General features: G+C 63.4%; 25 protein-coding genes and 1 pseudogene. 20 read left to right on the top strand and 6 right to left on the bottom strand.

The genetic code is table 11. From position 1 onward, the window contains the following. Positions 1-302 precede the first annotated feature (302 nt). From AC1DFC_RS13960 to AC1DFC_RS13950, 3 genes are all read left to right on the top strand, one after another. Complete coding sequence (locus AC1DFC_RS13960) at positions 303-611, top strand: DUF736 domain-containing protein (RefSeq protein WP_478179443.1); 309 nt, start codon at positions 303-305, stop codon at positions 609-611. 563 nt (positions 612-1,174) lie between these two features. Further along, complete coding sequence (locus AC1DFC_RS13955) at positions 1,175-2,005, top strand: DUF932 domain-containing protein (RefSeq protein WP_478179442.1); 831 nt, start codon at positions 1,175-1,177, stop codon at positions 2,003-2,005. A 259-nt stretch (positions 2,006-2,264) separates the two neighbouring features. After that, positions 2,265-2,615 carry a DUF2958 domain-containing protein gene (locus AC1DFC_RS13950; protein ID WP_478179486.1) on the top strand — a complete coding sequence of 117 codons (351 nt, stop codon included), beginning with the start codon at positions 2,265-2,267 and terminating at the stop codon, positions 2,613-2,615. 106 nt (positions 2,616-2,721) lie between these two features. Here AC1DFC_RS13950 and AC1DFC_RS13945 read toward each other — a convergent pair whose 3' ends face one another. The 3 genes from AC1DFC_RS13945 to AC1DFC_RS13935 all read right to left on the bottom strand — a co-directional run bounded on the left by AC1DFC_RS13945 (position 2,722) and on the right by AC1DFC_RS13935 (position 4,978). Then, positions 2,722-3,543, bottom strand: a complete 822-nt coding sequence (locus AC1DFC_RS13945; RefSeq protein ID WP_478179441.1) for a DUF5677 domain-containing protein — start codon at positions 3,541-3,543, stop codon at positions 2,722-2,724. Between the two features lie 230 nt (positions 3,544-3,773). Then, positions 3,774-4,556: a hypothetical protein gene (locus tag AC1DFC_RS13940; protein ID WP_478179440.1), complete on the bottom strand. Its 783-nt coding sequence runs from the start codon at positions 4,554-4,556 to the stop codon at positions 3,774-3,776. Positions 4,557-4,678: 122 nt separating this feature from the next. After that, positions 4,679-4,978 (bottom strand): helix-turn-helix domain-containing protein, encoded by a 300-nt coding sequence (locus tag AC1DFC_RS13935; protein ID WP_478179439.1) that lies wholly within the window; start codon positions 4,976-4,978, stop codon positions 4,679-4,681. A gap of 133 nt (positions 4,979-5,111) precedes the next feature. Between AC1DFC_RS13935 and AC1DFC_RS13930 the strand changes: the two genes are divergently transcribed. The 12 genes and pseudogenes from AC1DFC_RS13930 (at position 5,112) to AC1DFC_RS13875 (ending at position 13,509) form a co-directional block, all read left to right on the top strand. Next, a complete protein-coding gene (locus tag AC1DFC_RS13930; protein ID WP_478179438.1) occupies positions 5,112-5,453 on the top strand; it encodes a DUF2958 domain-containing protein in 342 nt (113 codons plus the stop codon). 14 nt (positions 5,454-5,467) lie between these two features. Next, the gene (locus AC1DFC_RS13925; protein ID WP_478179437.1) at positions 5,468-6,007 is read left to right on the top strand and encodes a hypothetical protein; all 540 of its coding nucleotides are present in this window, start codon (positions 5,468-5,470) and stop codon (positions 6,005-6,007) included. Between the two features lie 14 nt (positions 6,008-6,021). Beyond that, complete coding sequence (locus tag AC1DFC_RS13920; protein WP_478179436.1) at positions 6,022-6,573, top strand: hypothetical protein; 552 nt, start codon at positions 6,022-6,024, stop codon at positions 6,571-6,573. 118 nt (positions 6,574-6,691) lie between these two features. Next, positions 6,692-6,895, top strand: a complete 204-nt coding sequence (locus tag AC1DFC_RS13915; protein ID WP_478179435.1) for a transcriptional regulator domain-containing protein — start codon at positions 6,692-6,694, stop codon at positions 6,893-6,895. A gap of 64 nt (positions 6,896-6,959) precedes the next feature. Beyond that, positions 6,960-7,511 carry a DUF2285 domain-containing protein gene (locus AC1DFC_RS13910; RefSeq protein ID WP_478179434.1) on the top strand — a complete coding sequence of 184 codons (552 nt, stop codon included), beginning with the start codon at positions 6,960-6,962 and terminating at the stop codon, positions 7,509-7,511. Positions 7,512-7,603: 92 nt separating this feature from the next. Continuing rightward, positions 7,604-7,909: a helix-turn-helix transcriptional regulator gene (locus tag AC1DFC_RS13905; protein ID WP_478179433.1), complete on the top strand. Its 306-nt coding sequence runs from the start codon at positions 7,604-7,606 to the stop codon at positions 7,907-7,909. A gap of 28 nt (positions 7,910-7,937) precedes the next feature. Further along, positions 7,938-8,741, top strand: a pseudogene (locus AC1DFC_RS13900) (replication initiator protein A); the annotation flags it as partial. A 213-nt stretch (positions 8,742-8,954) separates the two neighbouring features. After that, positions 8,955-9,698 (top strand): ParA family partition ATPase, encoded by a 744-nt coding sequence (gene parA / locus AC1DFC_RS13895; RefSeq protein WP_478179432.1) that lies wholly within the window; start codon positions 8,955-8,957, stop codon positions 9,696-9,698. Beyond that, entirely contained in the window at positions 9,695-9,958 is a 264-nt protein-coding gene (locus tag AC1DFC_RS13890; protein WP_478179431.1) for a chromosome partitioning protein ParB, read from the top strand. Before parA ends, AC1DFC_RS13890 begins: the two co-directional genes overlap by 4 nt. Next, on the top strand, positions 9,955-10,497 hold the full coding sequence (locus tag AC1DFC_RS13885) for a DUF2840 domain-containing protein (RefSeq protein WP_478179430.1): 543 nt from the start codon (positions 9,955-9,957) through the stop codon (positions 10,495-10,497). The genes AC1DFC_RS13890 and AC1DFC_RS13885 overlap by 4 nt, the downstream gene beginning before the upstream one ends. Continuing rightward, positions 10,494-11,039 carry a S26 family signal peptidase gene (locus AC1DFC_RS13880; protein WP_478179429.1) on the top strand — a complete coding sequence of 182 codons (546 nt, stop codon included), beginning with the start codon at positions 10,494-10,496 and terminating at the stop codon, positions 11,037-11,039. Before AC1DFC_RS13885 ends, AC1DFC_RS13880 begins: the two co-directional genes overlap by 4 nt. 490 nt (positions 11,040-11,529) lie before the next feature. Beyond that, positions 11,530-13,509, top strand: a complete 1,980-nt coding sequence (locus AC1DFC_RS13875; protein ID WP_478179428.1) for a DUF3363 domain-containing protein — start codon at positions 11,530-11,532, stop codon at positions 13,507-13,509. Positions 13,510-13,577: 68 nt separating this feature from the next. Here the strand turns inward: AC1DFC_RS13875 and AC1DFC_RS13870 are convergent, their stop codons facing one another. After that, positions 13,578-13,886, bottom strand: a complete 309-nt coding sequence (locus AC1DFC_RS13870; RefSeq protein WP_478179427.1) for a hypothetical protein — start codon at positions 13,884-13,886, stop codon at positions 13,578-13,580. A 100-nt stretch (positions 13,887-13,986) separates the two neighbouring features. Next, positions 13,987-14,781: an IclR family transcriptional regulator gene (locus AC1DFC_RS13865; protein ID WP_478179426.1), complete on the bottom strand. Its 795-nt coding sequence runs from the start codon at positions 14,779-14,781 to the stop codon at positions 13,987-13,989. 238 nt (positions 14,782-15,019) lie between these two features. Between AC1DFC_RS13865 and AC1DFC_RS13860 the strand changes: the two genes are divergently transcribed. The 5 genes from AC1DFC_RS13860 (at position 15,020) to AC1DFC_RS13840 (ending at position 20,693) form a co-directional block, all read left to right on the top strand. After that, positions 15,020-16,324 (top strand): MFS transporter, encoded by a 1,305-nt coding sequence (locus tag AC1DFC_RS13860; RefSeq protein ID WP_478179425.1) that lies wholly within the window; start codon positions 15,020-15,022, stop codon positions 16,322-16,324. 11 nt (positions 16,325-16,335) lie between these two features. Then, on the top strand, positions 16,336-17,358 hold the full coding sequence (locus AC1DFC_RS13855) for a ketopantoate reductase family protein (protein ID WP_478179424.1): 1,023 nt from the start codon (positions 16,336-16,338) through the stop codon (positions 17,356-17,358). Further along, the gene (locus tag AC1DFC_RS13850) at positions 17,355-18,095 is read left to right on the top strand and encodes an SDR family NAD(P)-dependent oxidoreductase (RefSeq protein WP_478179423.1); all 741 of its coding nucleotides are present in this window, start codon (positions 17,355-17,357) and stop codon (positions 18,093-18,095) included. The genes AC1DFC_RS13855 and AC1DFC_RS13850 overlap by 4 nt, the downstream gene beginning before the upstream one ends. A gap of 258 nt (positions 18,096-18,353) precedes the next feature. Beyond that, positions 18,354-19,052, top strand: a complete 699-nt coding sequence (locus AC1DFC_RS13845; RefSeq protein WP_478179422.1) for a polysaccharide deacetylase family protein — start codon at positions 18,354-18,356, stop codon at positions 19,050-19,052. Between the two features lie 291 nt (positions 19,053-19,343). Then, on the top strand, positions 19,344-20,693 hold the full coding sequence (locus AC1DFC_RS13840) for an IS5 family transposase (RefSeq protein ID WP_478179421.1): 1,350 nt from the start codon (positions 19,344-19,346) through the stop codon (positions 20,691-20,693). Positions 20,694-20,700: 7 nt separating this feature from the next. Here AC1DFC_RS13840 and AC1DFC_RS13835 read toward each other — a convergent pair. Beyond that, positions 20,701-20,967: aminotransferase class I/II-fold pyridoxal phosphate-dependent enzyme (locus tag AC1DFC_RS13835; RefSeq protein WP_478179420.1), on the bottom strand; the 267-nt coding region annotated here is incomplete at its 5' end.

Here is a 20,967-nt window from a genome sequence, read left to right as displayed (position 1 = left end):
TGCGAGGACAGGTCCGCTCCCTCGGCCTTGTATTTGCCGTGAATCCTGGCGCGGGCACGGCGCACGCTCTCTGCGTTCGGTGCGCCTCGGGCTTGTTCGCCGCAACCGGCCTGCCCAGAAAATTTCCCCTCCGCTGCGCGGATTCCTCGCGAGGCAAGTTTCCTGGGCCTGCCGGTCCTTCGCGCTGCTGCGGCCCCTGCGCTTCGCTGTGGGGTGCGGCGCGCCCGGCACCGCGCCGTCCGGTTCACGCCAAGGCCGCGATGGGCGCGGAACCAGGTTCAAACTCGAAGGACTTTTCAATCATGGCTCACATCGGCACTTTCACCGCACAGAACGACAGCTTCACCGGCACGGTTCGCACCCTCACGTTGAACGTGAAAGTCAAGATCGTGCCCAGCGACAAGGGCAGCGAGAACGCACCGGACTACCGCATCGTCGCGGCGGGTGGATTCGATATCGGCGCAGGCTGGAAAAAGGTCAGCCGCGCCGAGCGTCCGTACCTCTCGGTGACGCTGGACGATCCGTCGTTCCCGGCGACGATCTACGCCCGCCTGGTCGAAGGCGAGGACGGCGTGCACAACCTGATCTGGTCGCGCAGCAAGGGCGACTGATCGCCGCCCCGGCGCCCCGCTTCGGCGGGGCGCTTTGCCGTGTTCGGCACCGACCTCTTTGCGGTCTCGATGGGTGGTTGGCCTTGTGGGCCGTGTCATGTGCGTCTGCCGGACTTCGCGCATTCGTCGCAAAGCCGATTCTGTTCCTTCGTGCTTTTACGGATCGTCGTAGAGAAGTGCAGGAAGGTTTTGTTCTTCGTCGAGTTTGATGGGAAGCGGCTTGGAGGTTTGGCGATTCCGTGCGTCTCCGGCGATGCCGGACCGCGCTCTTGTGCTGCGCATCGAGCCGCCGGGCGTCTCGACCCATCCGGGCGCTGATCGCTGACGCCTTCGCGCCTGCGGCGCTGCGCGCTTCGCTTGCGGATAACCGAAGCAGGAAAGGGGAGGGTGTGGGGCTGGCTTGCTGGTGAGCCCATCGTGCCACGGCGGTCTGGCCGTCAAGGTCTGCGCGCACTGCGTGCGCTGGCGGCCGGGGCGGCCGTCTTCGAACCTTGACTGCTGCGCTGCGCCGTGCCCCGAAGGGGCTCGGGCAATCCCGCCCGGCTTCCTTTTGGAGATTCATCATGAAACTCGCTTCCCGTTTCGCCCATCATTCCCCGTCGCTGCGCAGCAGCTCGCCTCTGACCGACGACCAGATCCGCGCGGTCGCGCCTTCGATCTTCGCTGTCGACAAACACGCGAGCCGGTCCGACCGCTACACGTACATCCCGACCGGCGAGGTGCTGACCGCGCTGCGCAAGGAGGGCTTCGAGCCGTTCATGGTCTGCCAGACGCGGGTTCGGCAGGACGACCGGCGCGATTTCACCAAGCACATGGTGCGCATGCGCCATGCGACCCAGGTGAACGATGCCGAGGCCAACGAGATCGTGCTGCTGAACTCGCATGACGGGACGAGCAGCTATCAATTGATTTCAGGTCTGTACCGATACGTCTGCAGCAATGGCCTGGTGTTCGGCGATACGTTCTCGGATGTCCGCGTCCATCACAAGGGCCAGATCGTGGACCGTGTCATCGAAGGTGCCTACGAGGTACTCGATGGTTTCGATCTGGTGCGCGAACGCCGGGATGGCATGCGGGCCATCACCCTGGATGCGGCTGAGCAGGCGATCTTTGCGCGGGCCGCACTGGCGCTGAAGTACGAGCCCAATCCGGTGAAGCCGGCGCCGATCACGGAGGCTCAGGTGCTGGAACCCCGGCGCCCGGACGACATGCGTTCTGATCTGTGGTCCACGTTTAACCGGACCCAAGAATCACTGGTCAACGGTGGGCTATCTGGCCGCGGTGCCACGGGTCGCCGGATGCGCACCCGGCCCGTGCAGGGCATCGACCAGAACGTGAAGCTCAACCGGGCGCTGTGGATGCTGGCCGAGGAGATGCGGCGGCTCAAGGGCTGATGCCCACGGCGGGGCGAGGCCCCGCTGCTGGCGCTATCGCCTTTGGCGCGATGGCGCCAGTTTTCCTGTGTCGCGCGGTACGTTGGGGGAAGGGGCTGGCTTGCTGTGACCTCCATCGTCGCACGGTGTTCTTGCCGTCAAGGTCGGCGCGCACGGCGTGCGCTGGCGGCCTGCGGCCGTCGTTGAACCTGGACGGCTGCACTGCGCCGTGCCTCCTGCGGTCTCGGGCAATTTCGCCCGGATTCCGTTCAAGGAGAACATCATGACCAGGCTCATCACCGACGAACAACGTGCGCAACTGCTGGCCAACGGCCGGCAGTCCATCGAGAACCCGGACTTCGATCCGCATCCGGTGGTCAAGCTCTTCACGCCAGACGCAGGGGCGACCTGGCTGCTGTGCGGGGTCGATCCCGATGATGACGACCGCTTGCACGGCCTGTGTGACCTGGGGCTGGGCTTTCCGGAGTTGGGCTGGGTGAGCTTGGCTGAGCTGGAGGCGCTGCGCGGACCGCTGCGTCTGGTCGTGGAGCGGGATCTGTACTTCAAGGCCGACAAGTCCATCGGCGCCTATGCGCGCGAAGCCCGGATGGCCGGACGCATCGTCGCGTAGCTGCACCTGTTGCTTTCGGCGCCGAATCGCCTCTGGTGCCGTTCAGACGCTGGAAGATGCGAGGACTTGGCCCAATCCCGTGACAGGGTGGCCGGTCCCGGCGGTTTTACTGATCGTCGGAAGCCCCTGTTCTGCCGAGGCTGAAATCGCCCAGTTCATGGAGCTTCTCTCGTGCGCTCACGACGAACGTTGCTACGGCCTCGGACGAGACATCTTGTGCTGTGATGGCGAGCGCAGCGATCACCGTTTGAGCGACGATGGTAGCGACAGAGCCGATACGCTCGAAGTCGGGTTCGTTCCTGAATGCTGTCGCTTCGCCGTTGTGATGGACGATGTGGTTCTCCATGTCCTGAACCGTCGAATGCACCGAATCGCTCAGGCTCGAGTACAGCACCACGTATAGATCGTGCAGTCCCGCTGTCCTGGCGAGTTGCTCGACATTCCTGGATGCCACATCGAGCTCTTTCATGGCCGCCCGGCTTTCAGCAATCACTTCGCGTGCGCGCACTTCGGACAGTGAACCTTTCAGGGTCTCCGAGGTAGATCCGAGGACCCTGTTGATGCGCTTGATGCGCGAGTCGTGATAGCCCGCAGCAAGGCTTTTGGCCGCATCGTTGTCCTTGGTAATTGCGCCCAGGGCAAACATGGCCTCCAGTGCGACCCGAGCCAGCGCCTCGCCTTGCTGAGCCATGCCCAGGTGCAGCAGGATGACCGCGCCCTGCGCGGTGCTCACAACCTTGGCGTACAGACACATGCGCATCTCGGCGACTGTGTCCCCGGGCTGGCTGGCCAGGTCGAACTGATGACGCCAGGCAAATGCGCACAGTTCCTCGACCCACCGCATCAATGGGCCGGCAGCGTCCTTGGCATTCGCATTGATCGCGGGCCAAGATCCGCGATCCAAAAATCCGTTGTCTTCGAATGACATGTTCTTCCTTTGTGTTTCGCAACGATCCGGAGCAGTTTTCCGCCGCCGCGGCGATGGTTCGCCCGAGGCAGAAGTTTCAGGTTGGATCTTGTCCGGCCTTCCGTGACAAAACGGATCTTCGCGATGAAGCCAGGCAAGTCGCTCATCCCCATTCGCGGCGGCACCATTCACCGGCACACCATGCGCTGGGACACCTTGGACCCCAACGCATGAACGTCGAGCCAGAGGCGCTAGTCACGGTCCCTGCGATAGGCGCCCGATATCCGTGACATGACTTCGTCGAAATTGAAGTCAGCTTGGAATCTGGACTCGAACCGTCCCTGTTCACCCTCATAGACAAACTCGGCGCAGTAGCAGTCAGGCTCCCCCTCGCCGCAGTCGTCACAAGTCGGATTGCAGTAAGCGATCATCTGATCGGGGGCATCGGCTGGATCATCTGATGCCATGAGAGCATCTTCGTGGGTCCAATCACTCGAAGCCACCTCGCCGCGGGCGAACTCCAATACATCCTCAACGGCGTCGAGATCCCAATCTGCCAGAGCTTGGTATGCCGGGCGCAGCACGACGCGAGCGTAGTCAAACCGGTAGCCATCGAGGATGCACAAGACACGGCCCTTCTCCTCAACTAAGCTCTGAAATGAGACGGGACCGTACTGCTGCTCAAGCTGGCGATACCGCTTTGGATCGAGCCGAATATGCTTGAGTGCGTTATTGATAGCGTCGATGAGTTCGAATTTTCGGTTGCTGAAGCGTGCGCCATTCACGCTGAACGTTTGATCGAACTTCCGAACCAAATCTGTTCTGCTTTCCTTGATCCCATCGGCATTGCGGATCGCCTGGATGTAATCGACTGCATGTGCAACAAACAGGTTGGCACCGAACACTTGGTGCAACTCCACATGCCCGGCGTTGATATTGGCTTTCAGCCGGACCATCGCTGGCTCAAAGATCGCCCGGATGTATCGGCCGTAGTCTTTGCACGCTTGTTCTAGCTCTGGATTGGGGGATGTCATTTTTCGTTGGCATTATCAGTTGCCCCCGATCTTGACGACAAAACAGACACGGATCCGGGGGCGGCTTGGCGGCTTCCGGACGCGATTGAAATCGTCCGCTTCTTGCCGGTATGTGCCAGTGGTTAGCCTCGTTGGTCTTCTTTCGGAAGCCGCGCTTCCGCCTCCAGTACCAGTTCGCCCGCGCTGCGCTGCAGCGCCCGTGCGATCTTGAAAACCAAAGCGAGCGTGGGCATGTGCTCGCCGCGTTCGATCTTGCCCATGTGGGAGCGTTCAATGCCGGCGAGATGGGCGAGGGTTTCCTGGGCGATGCCATCCTCGGTGCGGATCGCGCGCACGGCGGCGCCAAAGGCCTGCGCCGGCGCGGCTTCGAAGGTCGTCGCGCCGGCAGGCCTTCCTCGCTGGATTCCACGCTTGGGTTGCATGGCACCAAGCGTCGTAGGACATGGCTATTAAAACCACGTTAAAGATAACTCAATCCTTTGCGCGCCAACGCGCAGCAGCCTAGAATTCCCCGCGATGAACAGGCGGGTGTGCAGCCTGAACACCGGAGACCTCATGCCCTTCCTCACAGACGAACAGCGCCGCGAGATGCTCGCCAACGGAGCAGCCCGCGCCCGGGGCGAAGACATCGACTTCTACCCAGTGCTCAAGCTCTACACGCCCGATGCCGGTGCATCCTGGGTTCTTACCGCGCTCGATGCAGATGGAGACACGGCCTATGGACTCATCGACGTCGGCACCGGGTTTCCGGAACTGGGGACGGTGAGCCTGTCCATGCTGGCAGGCATCAAGGGGCCGAAAGGCCTGCCTGTGGCGGTCGAACCTCAGTACAAAGCGCGCAAGACCTTGTCGGTCTACGTGGCCGACGCGCAGCGCGACGGGATGGTCACCGACTGATCTGTGCTTTCGCTATGCTGATCGCCGGCATGGCACACGAATTCGACATCATTCACACGCTGGAGGCCCGGAGCAATTTCCAGCTGGAATGGCTCAAGAGCCACTTCCAGCTCAACGGCGACCAAATGCATCGCGCCATTCAGGGCTCCTACCTCGCACTGCGCGCCGGGCTCGATGCGAAGGGCATCGACTACAAGGAACTAAAGAACGCGCTGGTTCCCCTCACGAAGAAGATCGAAACGGCCTTCTTCTTTGACTGGACCAGGTTCAGCACGAACTTCTGGGGCCATGAGGTGATGGACATGCTGCTGCCCAGGCTCGAGCGCACCGGCACCCGGAGCGTTCTGTACGGTGACTGGACGGGAGATGGCTCGTCGTTTGCCGAAGCCTTCGAGGCGAGCTACGGCGAGACCGACATGGGAGTCCGGTTTCCGAACGCCTGGCGCGCGGGCACGGTGGCCTTCTACTACGTGAACAATCTGACGAGCGCGGGCAAACAGGCGTTCGAGCAAACCTTCGCCAATCATCCGGCGTACATCGGTGCGCTGGACTGACCTACACATCGCTCATGAAAGCGATGATCTCCACGATGCTGATCCGTGCCTTCATCCAGCACCGGAGCATCGTGATCGACACCCACGAAGATGGTCTCGGCCCTGACCACAACGAAGGCTATCTGCCTTGGCACTTCAAGAAGTTCGGACTGACGGTCAAAAGCGTCGAGAGCTCGCTGTACCAGATGTTCCTGTCGTACAAGATCGAGCGGCCGGTGCTCGATGATGAGGAAGATGTCGCCATGTCGCTGAATGCACTGACGCCGAACCCCGTGCACATCGATGACTGTGTTCTGGATCTCGATGAACGAAAGCTGGGCTACCTTCGACAGGCGCATGGCTCCGCGCTGACGCATGCGGGTCTCGCCGAGTTCTCGGCCGATGAACTGGCCGAGAGGATCAAGGCGCAGTTTCGCGGAGGCTACATCTACAGCATGGGGCGCTCCAGGGAGGACGACACGTTGAAGTTCAACGTGGTCGTCGAGGACCTCGGCCGTTCGCGCGTGCAATGTGGGCTGAAATACTTTCCATCCGAGAGCCGGGTCTCCGTCATCACGCTGTTCTGAGCGCGGGCCGCGCTCCCCGCGTTTGCAGCGCAGAGCGCGACCCCCCATCGCTCGAAAAGCCACCCGCGCCAGTCCGATCCATGGCAGCGTGTCCGTTCTACTGAACGGAGCACGCGCCATGACGACGCCTTCCGATACCGATGTGTCCGCCGCGCCCTGGAGCGCTGGCGCCGCCTACCTCTACACGCTGGACCTGGACGGTCCCGCGCTGGCCTGGGAGTACCTGCGCCGCCATCCCGGCTACCGCATGGCCTGGCAAGGCGGCCGACTTCGGCGCAACCGCGCAGCGGTACACCGCTGGGGCTTGCGATGTTGCCGATGACCCGCGCCTTGATGCGCGCGAGGCTCATCCGCTGTGGCTCAGCGATACCGGCGGTCTGCTGCATGTGCGTGCCCTGCACGCGCACCATGCACCAGCCCGTTCACCCACCACCGCGGCCTTCGACCTCTGGCGCATCCCTGGCCGCAAGCGCCTGGAGGGCTCCGGCGATGCGGTCTTGACTACGGCGATCGGCACGCGCCATGCGCGCATCCTGCTGGACGCGGGTTTGGAAGATGGATCTGCCTATGTTTGCACCGTCCTGTTGACCCTGCACCTGCGCGGCCAGCTCGGCGAGTTCCAGGACCTGGCCGCGCTGCTCGATGGCGATCCGCTGCCGAGTTCTCCGGCGCGGCCCGTCTCGCGCGCTGGCCTGCTGCACCTGCGCGCCCTGCAGGCGCTCGATGCCATGCAGGCCCATGCCTCGCACCGCGACCTCGCCATTGCGCTCTTCGGCCTGGAAGCGGTGCGCGCGCAATGGCACGCCGACGGCGTGCTGCGGGCGCAGGTGCGCCACCTCGTTTCACGGGCCGAGGGTTTGATGCGGCGTGGCTACCTGGGCTTGGCGGGGGTACGCCAGGCACACGTCAGCGCCCCCGGAGACGAACCCATGCGCTGAATATGTCCCTGCTCACGCGCCGTTGATTTCCCGAGACTGCCTCCATCGGACCGCGAATGGTTTGCGGCCCATCCATCCAGATGGAGGCCTTCATGGCAGTTGGACATTCGATCTATTCGCGCACGGCAGCAGCGACTGCGCCGCAGCCCGCTCCTTCGGCAGCGGCACCTGCCGCAGTCKCAAATCCTGAATTCCTGACTACCGATGAGGCGGCCGCCTTCCTGCGCCTGTCGCCGCGCACGCTGGAGAAGCAGCGCGTTCTCGGTGGCGGGCCGCGCTTTCGCAAGTTCGGCGCACGCGTGGTCTATGCCGCGACGGACCTGCGCGCCTGGGCCGACAGCAACACCTTCGGCATGACCTCCGATCCTGGCTACGTGGTGCGCGACTCTGTCCGCTGAATGGCTCTCTGAACCGGAACGGTCCGCCATGTCCAAGCGCCCCAGCGAACGCGAGCAGCTCCCGCTGTTCCGCGCGCTGCCGGGCGAGGACATGGCCTTGCGCGATGCCCAGGACCTGATGGCCTACCCGTTCTTCAGCCTGGCCAAGTCCCGGCGCACGGTGCCCATCCGCTTCGACGCCGGCGGCATCTCGCTCACCGTCGAAGGTGTGCCCGAGCATGGCATCGCGACCATCTGGGACGCCGACGTGCTGATCTGGGCCGCGAGCCAGATCGTGCAGGCGCGGGATGAAGGCCGGCCCACGTCCCGCCTGATGGCGGCCACGCCCTACGAGATCCTGCGCTTCGCCCAGCGTGGTACGGGCCAGACCGAGTACCTGGCGCTGCGCGCCTCGCTGGACCGGCTGCAGTCCACCACGGTCCTGACCTCTATCCGCCAGGCCGGCAAGCGCATGCACCGCTTCTCGTGGATCAACGAGTGGCAGGAGCACGTGCGCCCTGACGGACGGTCCGATGGCATCGAGCTGATCCTGCCAGACTGGTTCTATTCCGGCGTGATGGACGACGCCCTGGTGCTCACGCTCGATCCCACGTACTTCCGTCTCACCGGAGGCATCGAGCGCTGGCTGTACCGGCTCGTGCGCAAGCACGGCGGGCGGCAGCGCAACGGATGGCGCTTCGACCTGCGGCACCTGTACCTGAAGTCGGGAAGCCTGCAGCGCTACCGCGACTTCGCGCTGCACCTGCGCGGGCTGGTCCTGCGCCAGTCCTTGCCGGGCTACCGGCTCGCCATCGAGTGGTCCGGCCGCACTGAATGGCTGGCCTTCCGCCCCGATGCTGACGCGTCTCTACCGCCCGACTTGTCCACTGGGGATGTTGAAGAACCTGTGGATGGTGTGTGGATGGACTCGGGAGATCGCCGGCGCGGGAGTCGGGAGATCACCGGCGCCGCTATCGGGAGATCACTGGCGCAAAACCTCGCGCAGGCCGCGCCCAGCAACGGTTTGGGTCGTCCTTAACTTTTATACATAACTGGGACTAACTTGATGAATAAAAGAAGAGAGGTCAGCGCCGCTGCTCAAAAAACGGGCATCGCCTCGTCCGACGCGGCAGAAAGCCGCTTTCCAGAAAGGCAATCCGGCCTGGTCGGCAAAGTCATCGCGCTGCTCAACCAGAAAGGCGGCGCGGGCAAGACCACGCTCGCCACGCACTTGGCGGGCGAGCTGGCGATGCAGGGAAGGCGCGTCACGCTGCTCGATGCCGATCCGCAGGGCTCGGCTCTGGACTGGGCACAAAGAAGGCTGCAAAGCGGCCAGGAGCGCCTCTATGGTGTCTTCGGGCTGGCGAGGGATACCCTGCACCGGGAGGTGCCGCAGATCGCGCTGGAGGCGGATTACGTCGTGATCGACGGGCCGCCCAGGGTCGCGGCCCTTGCGCGCTCCGCGCTGCTGGCCGCGGACCTGGTGCTGATCCCGGTGCAGCCGAGTGCCTACGACGTGTGGGCGACGCAGGAGATGGTCGGTCTCATTGCCGAGGCCCGGGTCTTCAGGCCCCAACTGCGCGCGGCCTTCGTGATCAATCGGCGCGTGGTCGGGACCGTGATCGGGCGCGAGGCGCGGCAGGCGCTGGCCGATCAACCGTTCCCCGCCTTGAACGCCGAGGTCTCGCAGCGCATCGTGTTTGCTGACAGCGTGGCCGCTGGACGGCTGGTGAGCGAAGTGGCGCCGCAGTGCGCGGCAGCGCGCGAGATAGCTGCGTTCGCGAAAGCCGTGCGGGAGGTGCTGGGATGACGGCGCCCGCGACATCGAAGACGCAGCACCGCGCGCCCATCGGGCGTAGGCCAGCGGCCGATCCGGCCACGGCCTGGGTGCATCGCGAAGACAGCACCGCCACGTCGGCGAAGGCGGGGGTCTTCACCGCGCGGCTCACCATCGACGTGACGCCCGCGCTGCGCGGGCGCATCAAGGTGATCGCGTTCCAGCGCGGCATCACGGTGGCTGACATGTTGCGCGAACTGCTGGAGCGGGAGTTTGCGGAGGGCAGGGCATGAGCGCGCCGAATATCGCTTCCGCGCAGCCTTGGCCGCAAGCGGCGCTGTCGCCAAGATCCACCCATGTGTCAACCCACATGCGCGTCTCGCTCGCCTTCGTCGAGCACCGTGTGAATGTCTACCTTGGCTTCGGACATCCCGTGCGCGAGATCGTGCTGGACCGCTGGCGGCGCGTCGCGGTGCTCGCACCTGGGATGGTCTGCTGCCGCATCAAGTGGCTTGGCAACGACTACGGCACGGCGCTCTGGCAGCTCATGGTGCTGCAGGCGCCGACGCCGATCGACGAAGCACAGCGCGACATCCAGCGGATTGCCGGCGTCTCGCCTGGCGCGCGCATCTTGCTGCGCGCCGATGGCGAGCCTGGCGTCAAGGCCGTGCTCACCGCCATCGATGCCATCGAACAGATCGGTATCGATCCGTGCGCGGTGGCGGAGACCTACTGGCGCATGGCCGGCAACCGGCTGGCTGCGCGCCAGCCGCTGCCGGCGTATACGGCCGAACGGCATGCGGCGCATCTCGCGTGTGGGGCGCTGCGATGAAGCCGATCATGGCGCCGGCCCTGTGCCGAACCCTGTTGCTGGCCTGCATGGGTCTGGGCCTGGCGGCGCTGTGCGCGCCGGCCGTGGTGCCGATGCCTGTGCGCATCGTCTACAACGCCAGCGACAGCGTGGCGCGTGGCTGGTACCGCGTTTGTCGCATCGACAGCGCAGCTTCGCTGCGCGTCGACAGCATCGTGCTGGCCTGGCTTCCCGCCGGCGTGGCCGAATTCGCGGCGCAGCGCGGCTATCTTCCGACGGGCGTGCCTATCCTCAAACGCATTGGCGCCGTGGCGCCGCAGTTGGTATGTGTTCGGGATCATGTGGTTCGCATCGATGGCGCGGCCGTGGCAACGGCTCGGACACATGACGGCGTGCGCCGCCCGTTGTCGGCTTGGTCGCCATGCCGGCCCCTCGCCGAGGGCGAGTTGTTCCTGCTCAGCGACACGCATCCGGCGTCGTTCGACAGTCGCTACTTCGGGCCCATTGCAGCATCCGCAGTGGTCGGCATCGCGCGGCCGCTGTGGACTTGGGGCGCGCCATGAGCGGGTGTTCGGCACACCGTCCAGACGTGCGCCGCGGTCGTGTCGCGTCTGCGTCCGAACTGTCGCCGGCCCCGCATTCACGCGTGCACCGCGCCTGCACAGGTTCTGCCCCGCTGCTGCATCCAACCGTGCACGGGATGTACCGCCGAACGGTGGGTGAAGCCGTGCTTCGACCGCATTCCGACGTGCAGGGAGCCCCGCGCCAGCGTGCAGCGCCTGCTGCACCGCCGCTGCCCCTGGGGCAGCGTTGCGCACCCCGTGCGCGGCTGGCGGTGGGTCGGAGCCGGGAGCGGATGCGCGAGGTGGAGACGGAGGGCAAGACAAAAGGGGGCGGCACCTGTCCGCCCGCAAAGCCAGTCTGCACGTGGGGGTGGCGCGGCACGGCGCGGCTTCGCCGCCGTGCCGCTTGGGGCGCAAGGCTCGCGCCAAGACAGGGCTGCCCGCGTGCTTTGCACGCCGGGGCACGCCGCAGCTTTACGGGAGGACAGCCATGAGCGACCGCCGCGACGACGATTTCCGCATCCGCCCCTGTGCGCCGAAGAACCGGCGGCAGAGCTTCGTGTCCAAGGTGCTGAAGCAGGCGGGCAAGGCCAGTAGCGGCAAGTCCGCGGTGCGTTGCTTGACGTCAGCGCGTGGCACCGGCCAGCGCCCCGGCTCGCGCCTGGGGCGCGGCCACACGGCAGCGCGCTTCGCGGGGGCGAAGCTGACGCGCATGTCGCGGCGCGTGACCATCAAGACGTTGCTGGTCATTCAGCAACGGGCCAGCTCGCAGTCGCTCGCCAAGCACCTCCGCTACATCGAGCGCGACGGCGTGGGCCGCGACGGCGAGCTAGGCCAAGCCTACGGGCCGCAGACCGATGCCGCCGACCTCGACGCCTTCAAGGAACGCTGCGCCGACGACAGGCACCATTTCCGCTTCATCCTTGCGCCCGAGGACGGCGCGGAGCTGGAAGACCTGCGCACCTACACGCGGCACCTCATGGACCGCATTGGGGCCGACCTGGGCACGGGCCTCGATTGGGTGGCTGTCAACCACTGGAACACCGACAACCCGCACACGCACATCGTCGTGCGCGGGCGCGACGACACGGGCAAAGACCTCATCATCGCGGGCGACTACATCGCCGATGGCTTCCGCCAACGTGCCGCCGAGCTGGCGACCGAATGGTTGGGGCCGCGCACCGAGCTGGAGATCCGGCAGACCTTGCGGCGCGAGGTGGATCAGGAGCGGTGGACGAGCCTCGATCGCACGCTCAAGCGCGAGGTCGGTGACGATGGCCTGGTGCATGTCGAATGGCTCAACGAACCGAGATTGCAACGCCAGCGCCTGCTGCTGATCGGCCGCCTGCAACGCTTGCAGCGCCTGGGCCTGGCCAACGAGACGCAGCCGGGCGCCTGGGCCGTCCATGCCGATGCGGAAAAGACCCTGCACGCCGTGGGCGAGCGCAGCGACATCATCCGCACCATGCAGCGGGCCATGCGCGGCGAGGCGCGAGATCTGGCAGTGTTCCAGCCGGGAGACGACGGGCGCACCATCCTCGGCCGCGTGGCCGAGAAGGGGCTGGCCGACGAGCTGCGCGACCGGGGCTATCTGGTCATCGACGGCGTGGACGGCAAAGCCCACTACGTCGCGCTCAACGCCCGCAACGAACTGGCGAACTACCCGACCGGCGCGGTGGTGGAGGTGAAGGGGGCGGCCGACGTGTGCGCGGCTGACCGCAACATCGCCGCGCTGGCGAGCGATGGCCTGTACCGCACCGACCATCACCTGGCTATCGCGCAGGGGCAGGCCGTACCGGGCCGCGTTCCGCAGGAGGTAGTGGCGGCGCATGTCCGACGCTTGGAAGCCCTGCGCCGAGCGGGCATCGTGGAGCGCGTAGCCGACGGGCTATGGAAGGTGCCTGACGACCTGTTCGAACGCGGTCGCCAGTACGACGCGCAGCGCCAGGGCGGCGTGGCCGTGGAGCTGAAATCGCACCTTCCCATTGAACGGCAGGCGCGCGTGATCGGTGCCACCTGGCTCGACCAGCAACTGATCGGCGGTGGCCGGGGACTGAGTGACTTGGGCTTTGGCGGCGAGGCGAAGCAGGCGATGCAGCAGCGCGCCGAATTCCTCGCCGAACAGGGGCTGGCCGAGCGGCGCGGGCAGCGCGTGATCCTGGCACGCAACCTGCTGACGACGCTGCGCAACCGGGAACTGGCGCAGGCCGCCAAGGACATTGCTTCTGAAACCGGGCTGGAGCATCGCCCTGTAGCTGACGGGCAGCGCGTGGCCGGCGTCTACCGGCGCAGTGTCACGTTCGCCAGCGGGCGCTACGCGATGCTAGACGACGGCATGGGGTTCAGCCTGGTGCCCTGGCGGCCGGTGGTCGAGCAGCGATTGGGGCAGCAGATCGCTGCGACGGTGCGCGGCGCGGGGGTGTCTTGGGAGATTGCCAGATCACTCGGAAACGGTATAGGAGGATCTTGAAAAGATGTGAATAGATCAACTCGCCGGCAGGAATAGTTGGCAAGGAGAATCCAACTTGTCGGCTCACGTCAACCTTTGTGACTGAATACATCGTAGGAAGGGATGAGCTTGAACGTCTCGGGGTCACGCTTCGTCAGGTCGGAGTGGGCTCCCACATCCCCGGTCAAATCATGAATCGTGTGCAAAATGATGTTGCGGTAGTCCACCAGTTCTTTGAGTTCATAGCTCTCGGCTTGGTCGATGACCCCTTCGGATAGCACTGCCTTGACAAATCGACGCGATGCGCTGGTGGGCGGTCGCAGATTGACAGTGCCGCGCTCCTGCGCGACATCCTGCTCGAAAGAAGCCAGCCAGGAAAAACTCTCTGGCGATGCCATCTTTCTTCCGTGGGAACGCGACTACGAAACCATTCAACGTGTGAGACGTGCGCACTCCTTCGCAACACCGCTTGTCCCACGGACTCATGGCTTGGCAGGGTCAACTGTCGGAGTGGCCGATCGGGGCAGTTTCGCTTGGCTTCTTTACAGAGGCTTCTAATTCAAGCACGGCCTTTTTCAGCAATAACTTCAACGTGTCCTGCTTGCTGGCAAAGCGCGCCGAGACGCAGGCGAAGTTCAATGCTGCGAAGATCTTTCCGTGGCCGTCGCGCAGTGCTGCCGCGATGCCTGTGCCGCCGTTGTCGTACTCATCCACAACAACGCAGTACCCTTGATCGCGCGCTATGTCCATCTGCTCATGAATCTTGGCTGGATCCGTTAGTGTGCTCGTCGTAAACGAGCCAATCGGATGCTTTGCAAGTAGCGCATTGCGCTCATCAATCAGACTCTCGGACAGGAGAATGCGTCCCATCGCAGTGCAATAAACCGGCACAGTGCGGCCCACATCGGTTTGGTAGCGTATGGGTTGGGTCGTCAATGTCTGAACGAGCACCTTGACCTGACCGTCCGGAGTCAGTGCGCCTAGAAGCGCTGTCTCCCCCACCTGTTCCGCGAACTTCTGCAGGATCGGATCGGCGGCTGAGAGAAGGCGAACAAGCCTGCTGCTTGCCCACCCGAATCCTTGGGACGCAAAGATTTCATTGAGCGAGTAAAGCCCGCGGCCATCGCGAAGCAGGTACCCGCGCGCGCAGAGGGTCTTCAAGAGCGCAAGGACGGTCGTCTTGGGCATTTCCATCGCCTCAGTTACCGCCGCGAGCGTGGCGTCGCCTTCGATTCCCGCGAAGTACTCGAGAAGATCGAGCACACGTGCCGCAGAGCGGACTATTTCTGTCATCTGAAGAAAACCTCCATGAAAGGGCAAATCCGTAGGCCCTGGGCTCAGATTGTCGTCTTGCATCAAGTGCCGCCAGCCCCATCCAAGACTTACCAGTAATAAGGGTAAACCCCCCGCTTCGATTTCGCTCGTTGGCAATAATATTTGTACGTCGTTCCTATATATGAATGTCGTTCCGAAAATTGGCCGGCAGGCAACGTCAGACGTGTCCATCCAAACTTCTCTCACTGGAGTCCCCATGAGTTCCGCACAGGCTTCCACACTGCATGGCACCGCCGTCGAGCATGTCGCTGGATCCAGCAGACGCCGGCAACTGATAGCTGCCATGATTGGTAACGCCCTCGAGTATTACGACTTCATCATCTATGCCTTTCTGGCAACGACGATTGCCAAGCGGTTTTTTCATGGCGATGACGTGGCCGCGCTTCTTGCGACGTTTGCCACATTCGGCGTTGGATTTCTCGCGCGCCCTGTCGGCGCTGCACTGATTGGGCGCTTGGCCGATCTGCGTGGTCGCAAGATCGCATTGCAGATCACGATCTTTGGAATGGCCATCGGAACTGTCGGCATCGGCCTGTTGCCGGACTACCAAAGCATCGGTGTTGCCGCCCCGATTGCGCTGGTAGCGCTGCGCATCGTTCAGGGCTTGGCCGCAGGAGGTGAATGGGGAAGCGCGACAGCGTTCATCGTAGAGTCCGCCCCGCCGGGTCGCAGGGGTTTCTACGGCGCGCTGGGCCAAGCCTCGATCTCTGCTTCACTGCTTCTTTCCAGCCTCGTCGTGACGGCGTTGAACTTCGCCTACACGCCGGCCGAGGTTGACGCGTGGGCATGGCGAGTTCCTTTTCTGGCTGGCATCGTGCTTTTGCCAGTTGGGATCTACATGCGCCGTAACCTGGTCGAGCCGACGGTCTATCGCGAGGCACAAACCGCAATGAACACGCCACCGACACCCGCGTCGGTCGCGATGAGGCAGATGGGGTTGGCGTTTGGCTTCACCGTGGTGTGGACGGTGAGCTTCTACATCATGCTGTCGTACATGCCGACTTTCCTCGTCAAGCACGCAGGATTGACGCAGTCCCAGGCCCTCACCTCGAACTCCATTGCCTTGCTGTTCATGGTGATTGCGAGCCCAATTTTTGGCTATATCTCCGATCGCATCGGCCGAAAACCGCTGCTCCTGGGCTGCTGTGTCGCCTTGGCCGTGTTGGTCTACCCTCTGTTCTGGGTGGTCCTTCAACACAAGACATTGGTGGTCGCGCTGACTGTCCAAATAACCCTGAACTTGTTCCTCGCCGCGTTCAGTGGTGCGGCGCCCGCTGCGCTTTGCGAACTGTTTCCTACCCGAATCCGTACCGCGTCGCTGTCCATCGGTTACGCGCTGGCCACGGCGCTGTTCGGCGGCTTCGCGCCATATATCGCCACGTGGCTGATCGCGACGACTGGGCAGCCCATCTCCCCGACCTGGTATGTGATCGCCGCCGCTTTGGTGTCTGGCATTGCCATCTCCAGAAACCGCGAAACCGCACATGACAAGCTGAGCTAAGGCATTGATCAATGAATGAAAAGGACATTTTGGTTTGGGGTGCTGGTGCCATTGGCGGCACAGTCGGTGCATGCCTGAGCAAACATGGAAATCGGGTGACCTTCGTCGACGTGATTGACGATCACGTTGCAGCCATCTGCGATTCCGGACACGGCTTGAAGATTTCCGGGCCGAAGGGCGCGTTCGCTGTCGTTGCGCCAGCGTTCACACCTTCTGAACTGGAAGGGAAATGGAATCGCATCTTTCTGGCGGTAAAGGCGCAAGACACAACAACAGCTTGCGAGGCGCTGAAGCCGCATCTCGCCGAAGACGGCTATGTGCTTTCTCTGCAAAACGGCCTTTGCGAGAAAGAAATTTCCCGCATTGTGGGGAAGAGCCGTACCGTCGGAGCGTTCGTCAACTTTGGCGCCGACTGGACCGGGCCTGGAGAAATCCACTTTGCTAACCACGCCGCATTCGTCATCGGAGAACTCGATGGATCGATCACACCTCGGTTACTCCAATTAGAGAGCGAACTGAGGCTTTTCGACCCGAACGTAAGGGTGTCGGCGGACGTTTGGTCCTACTTGTGGGGCAAGCTCGCCTATGGCTCGCTACTGATGGCTCAGGCACTCGGAGAGAAGGGGATCGCAGAGTGCTTGGCCCGCCCCGAACTGCTGGAGGTTTGGCGCAGTGTGGCTGGGGAGGTCGTGGCGGTCGCGGAAGCCGAGGGTGTATTGCTTTCCGGCTTCGACGGTTTCAACCCCAGCGCCTTTAGCAGTCTGGCCACGGCAGAAGAGGCGGCGGCGAGTGTCCAGGCCATGGTCGACTTCAATCGTGCAAACGCCAAAACGCATTCAGGCGTCTGGCGGGACCTAGCGATTCGCAGGCGGCGTACCGAGGTGGGGGTACTTCTCGGAGAAGTGATCGAGGCAGGAGCGCGGCATGAATTGCCGTGTCCTTTCCTGCACAAGCTCGTGGCCATGGTGACGCAGATCGAGAACGGCGAGCGCGTTCAGTCCGATCAAAATCTTGAAGAACTGATTCCCCAATGAACATCCGATTCGACAATCAACTCGTTGCTGTGAGTGGGTGTGTATCGGACATCGGTCGCGCCATCTCAGCCGCCTTTCTTGCCGCAGGAGCGAAGGTTTATGGCTGCGACCTGAAGGCGTCGGTCCAGCTCGCCCGAGAGATTTTCTTCAGCGACGTCGACCTGAGCAATCGAAAAGCAGCAGCGGCCTGGATTCAAACGATCGAGAACCGGGAGGGTAGGGCAATCGACGTCCTGGTGCACAACGCAGGTGGGGTGGCCGGACAGATTCATCGGCCCATCGAGCGCGTCAAGGACGAGGAGTGGGACCGCGTTGTCGAAATCAATCTTGGCAGTGCGTTTGCGCTGTGCCGATCCGTTGCGCCAGGTCAGAAGCTACGCAGAGTTGGCGCAATTGTGGTGATTGCGTCGGGCGCCGCGCAGCAGGCGTCTCTGACCGGAGTGCAAGCCTATTGCGCAGCTAAGCATGGCGAGTTGGGTCTCATTCGCCAACTCGCGCATGAACTCGGGCCGCATGGTATTCGCGTGAATGCGGTGGCTCCAGGATTCGTGAGGACAACGGCAACACAGCGCCAGTGGGACGCGATGGGGGCGGACACGCAAGAACGTGTTCTGGAGAGCGTTGCGCTCAGGCGCTTTTCGGAACCCGAAGACATCGCCCATGCGGCTCTCTTTCTGGCAAGCCAGCAAGCCAAAATGATCAATGGGCAAATGCTTCAGGTCGACGGCGGCCGTTGACTTCATACGAACCACGCAGAGCAACCAAACAGCATGAACCAGCCAACCTCAGACCTCCAACCTTGGGAGTGGCCAGAGGCCACGTGGCGCGCCCGCGTTAACAGTGTGCGCGCGGGCAAGCCCCTCGCCCCTCGCACCTGGCCAAATGGAGCGCCTTGCGCCGTCGCACTTTCTTTCGACAGCGATCACGAAACCAACGAACTGCGGGATGGCGGCAGGTCAATTGGGAGAATGAGTTGGGGGCAAGCCGGCAACCGAGTGGGCATCCCGCGCATTGAGAAGATTCTGGAGCGGTTTGGCATCCATGCCACGTTCTTCGTGCCCGCCGTAGCTGCCTTGCTCTATCCTGAGGAGCAGCGACGGCTGCACGCCAATGGCCACGAGATTGCGCTGCACGGGTGGATACACGAGCTCAATACCAGCGTCTCAGGAGCAGTAGAGCGTGACCTCATGCTGCGCTCGGCCGATGCAATCGAATCAATCACTGGCGTGAGGGCGAAGGGAATGCGCACCCCTTCGTGGGACTTCAGTCCAGTCACCCTTCCAATCTGCATAGAGATGGGGCTGGAGTATGACTCCTCCTTGATGGCGGATGAGGATTGCTACGAACTCCTTCTCGACGGAAAACCTACGGGTGTCGTAGAGATCCCCGTCGAATGGGTGCGTGACGACGCGGCCTATTTCCTAATGCAACGCCATGGGTCGCTGAGGCCCTACACCCCCCCGGACGGCGTCTTCGACATCTTCATTCGTGAATTGAAGTACGCACTCGACTGTGGTGGTCTGTTCCAACTGACTTTGCATCCGCACGTGATCACGGCGAGGTCGCGCATATGGATCCTTGAAGAGCTGATTCGTTATGCGAGGGACCGCGGAGCGTGGTTCCCAACCCACGCCGAGCTTGCTGAATACGTTCGAAACAGCGCCCCATCCGCAGCACCTGAAGTTCCCACGTGACGCCGGAAAGCGCGCACTTCAAGGATCTCTTGGCAGGTATCCAGAAGTGGGTTGAGTGTGAATCACCTTCTCATTATCCGGTTAGAACGCGCCGCCCGGTGCACGGGCGCGAATGCCCGGAATGTCGTTGAGCAATCGGGTCGCGGTGTCGCGGCGCTGTCTGTAGTCCGCCCTGAACAATCCGCAACCCGTTGATTTTTTTTGAGATTTCAGGGTTTCCTTGGCGCACGACTTGCAGGGTCGATCGTTGTAGAACGCAGTTTCCTTGCAAATTCCGACGAGGTTTAAACAATGGGACCCAAGCCCGCAGCGCCCGAGACTGACGAGTTGTTCGTCTCCCGGCTCACCGAGTTGATCAACATGCGTCACGCGCTGGTGCGCTTGGCCGGCTTGATCGACTGGGCCGAGATCGAGCGCACCTTTGGCGCCCACTTCAGCTCCGGCCGCGGCCGACCCGCACTGCCTCCTCGCCTGGTCGCCGGCCTGCTGTACCTGCAGCACACCTTCGAAGCCTCTGACGCGGCCGTCGTCAACACCTGGGTCGAGAACCCGTATTGGCAGTACTTCTGCGCAAAGATCTACCTGCAGACCGAAGCGCCCATCGATCCGAGCAGCCTCACGCGCTGGAGGAAGCGCATCGGCGAGGAAGGCGTGGAGACCTTGTTGATGGCCACCATCGAGGCGGCCCGGCGCGGCGGCATCGTGAAGGCCTCCAGCGTGGATCGCGTCATCGTCGACACGACCGTCATGCCAAAGGTGATCGCGCACCCGACCGACAGCCGTTTGCTGGAGAAGAGCCGTCAGCACCTGGTGAAGCTCGCCGGCGAACACGGCATTGCCCTGCGCCAGAACTGCAATCGCACGGCCCCAAGGCTGGCCGCGCAGATCGGCCGCTACGCCCACGCCAAGCAGTGCAAGCGGATGAGGAAAGCCGTACGGACCTTGCGCACGCGCGTGGGTCGCGTACAGCGCGAACTGGCGCGCCAAATCGCCACGCTGCCCGAGCAGGCACGAACCAAGGTCAGCGATCTGCTGGTGCGCACGGGTCGCATCCTCACCCAGCGCACGAAGGACAAGAACAAGCTTTATGCGCTGCACGCCCCGGAAGTCGAGTGCATCAGCAAGGGCAAGGCCCGAACCCCGTATGAGTTTGGCGTGAAGGTCACCATTGCGACGACCTTGAAGGAAGGCTTGGTCGTGGGCATGCGCAGCATGCCGGGCAATCCATACGACGGGCACACGTTGGAAAAGACCCTGGAGCAGGTCGCCATCCTGGCCGAGCGCAAGCCGACCACCGTGATCGTGGACAAGGGCTATCGGGGCGTGGAGATCCAAGGGGTGCGCATCCTGCGCTCGGGCCAGAAGCGAGGCATCACGCGGACCTTGAAGGCGATGATCCATCGGCGCAGTGCCATCGAGCCAGCCATCGGGCACATGAAGATGGACGGCCGACTTGGCCGCAATCCGCTCAAGGGCGCGTTGGGCGACGCGCTGCATGCGGTGATGTGCGGGGCGGGGCACAACCTGCGCCTGATCCTGGCGAAGCTGCGGCTTCTTGCCGCCCGATTCGCGCTCACATTGCCTGCGCTGCTAGCGATGTTCTCCTCGCCAATGGGCCGCACTCAACTCGAGAACGCTTGAAATCGGATTATTCAGGACGGACTCTGTAGGTGGCAACCCAGTCGGGAAGAAAGGCCGCGTCGCTGTTCAGGGCGGCCACGGCGGCGACCTGGCTCACCGACGATGCGCCGCTGGTCGACTGCGATTGCAGCATGTCCAGCGCCGCGATGATGTCCGCGGGGCCGGCTGCATAGCCGATGCGCCAGCCCGTCATCGCATAGGTCTTCGACACGCCGTTCACCACCAGCGTGCGGTCGCGCAGGCCCGGCTCGATGGCCAGCAGATGCGGCGCCGC

It is taken from the genome of Variovorax sp. 10L421, from assembly GCF_056395365.1.
This window is presented reverse-complemented; position numbering and strand designations above follow the sequence as displayed.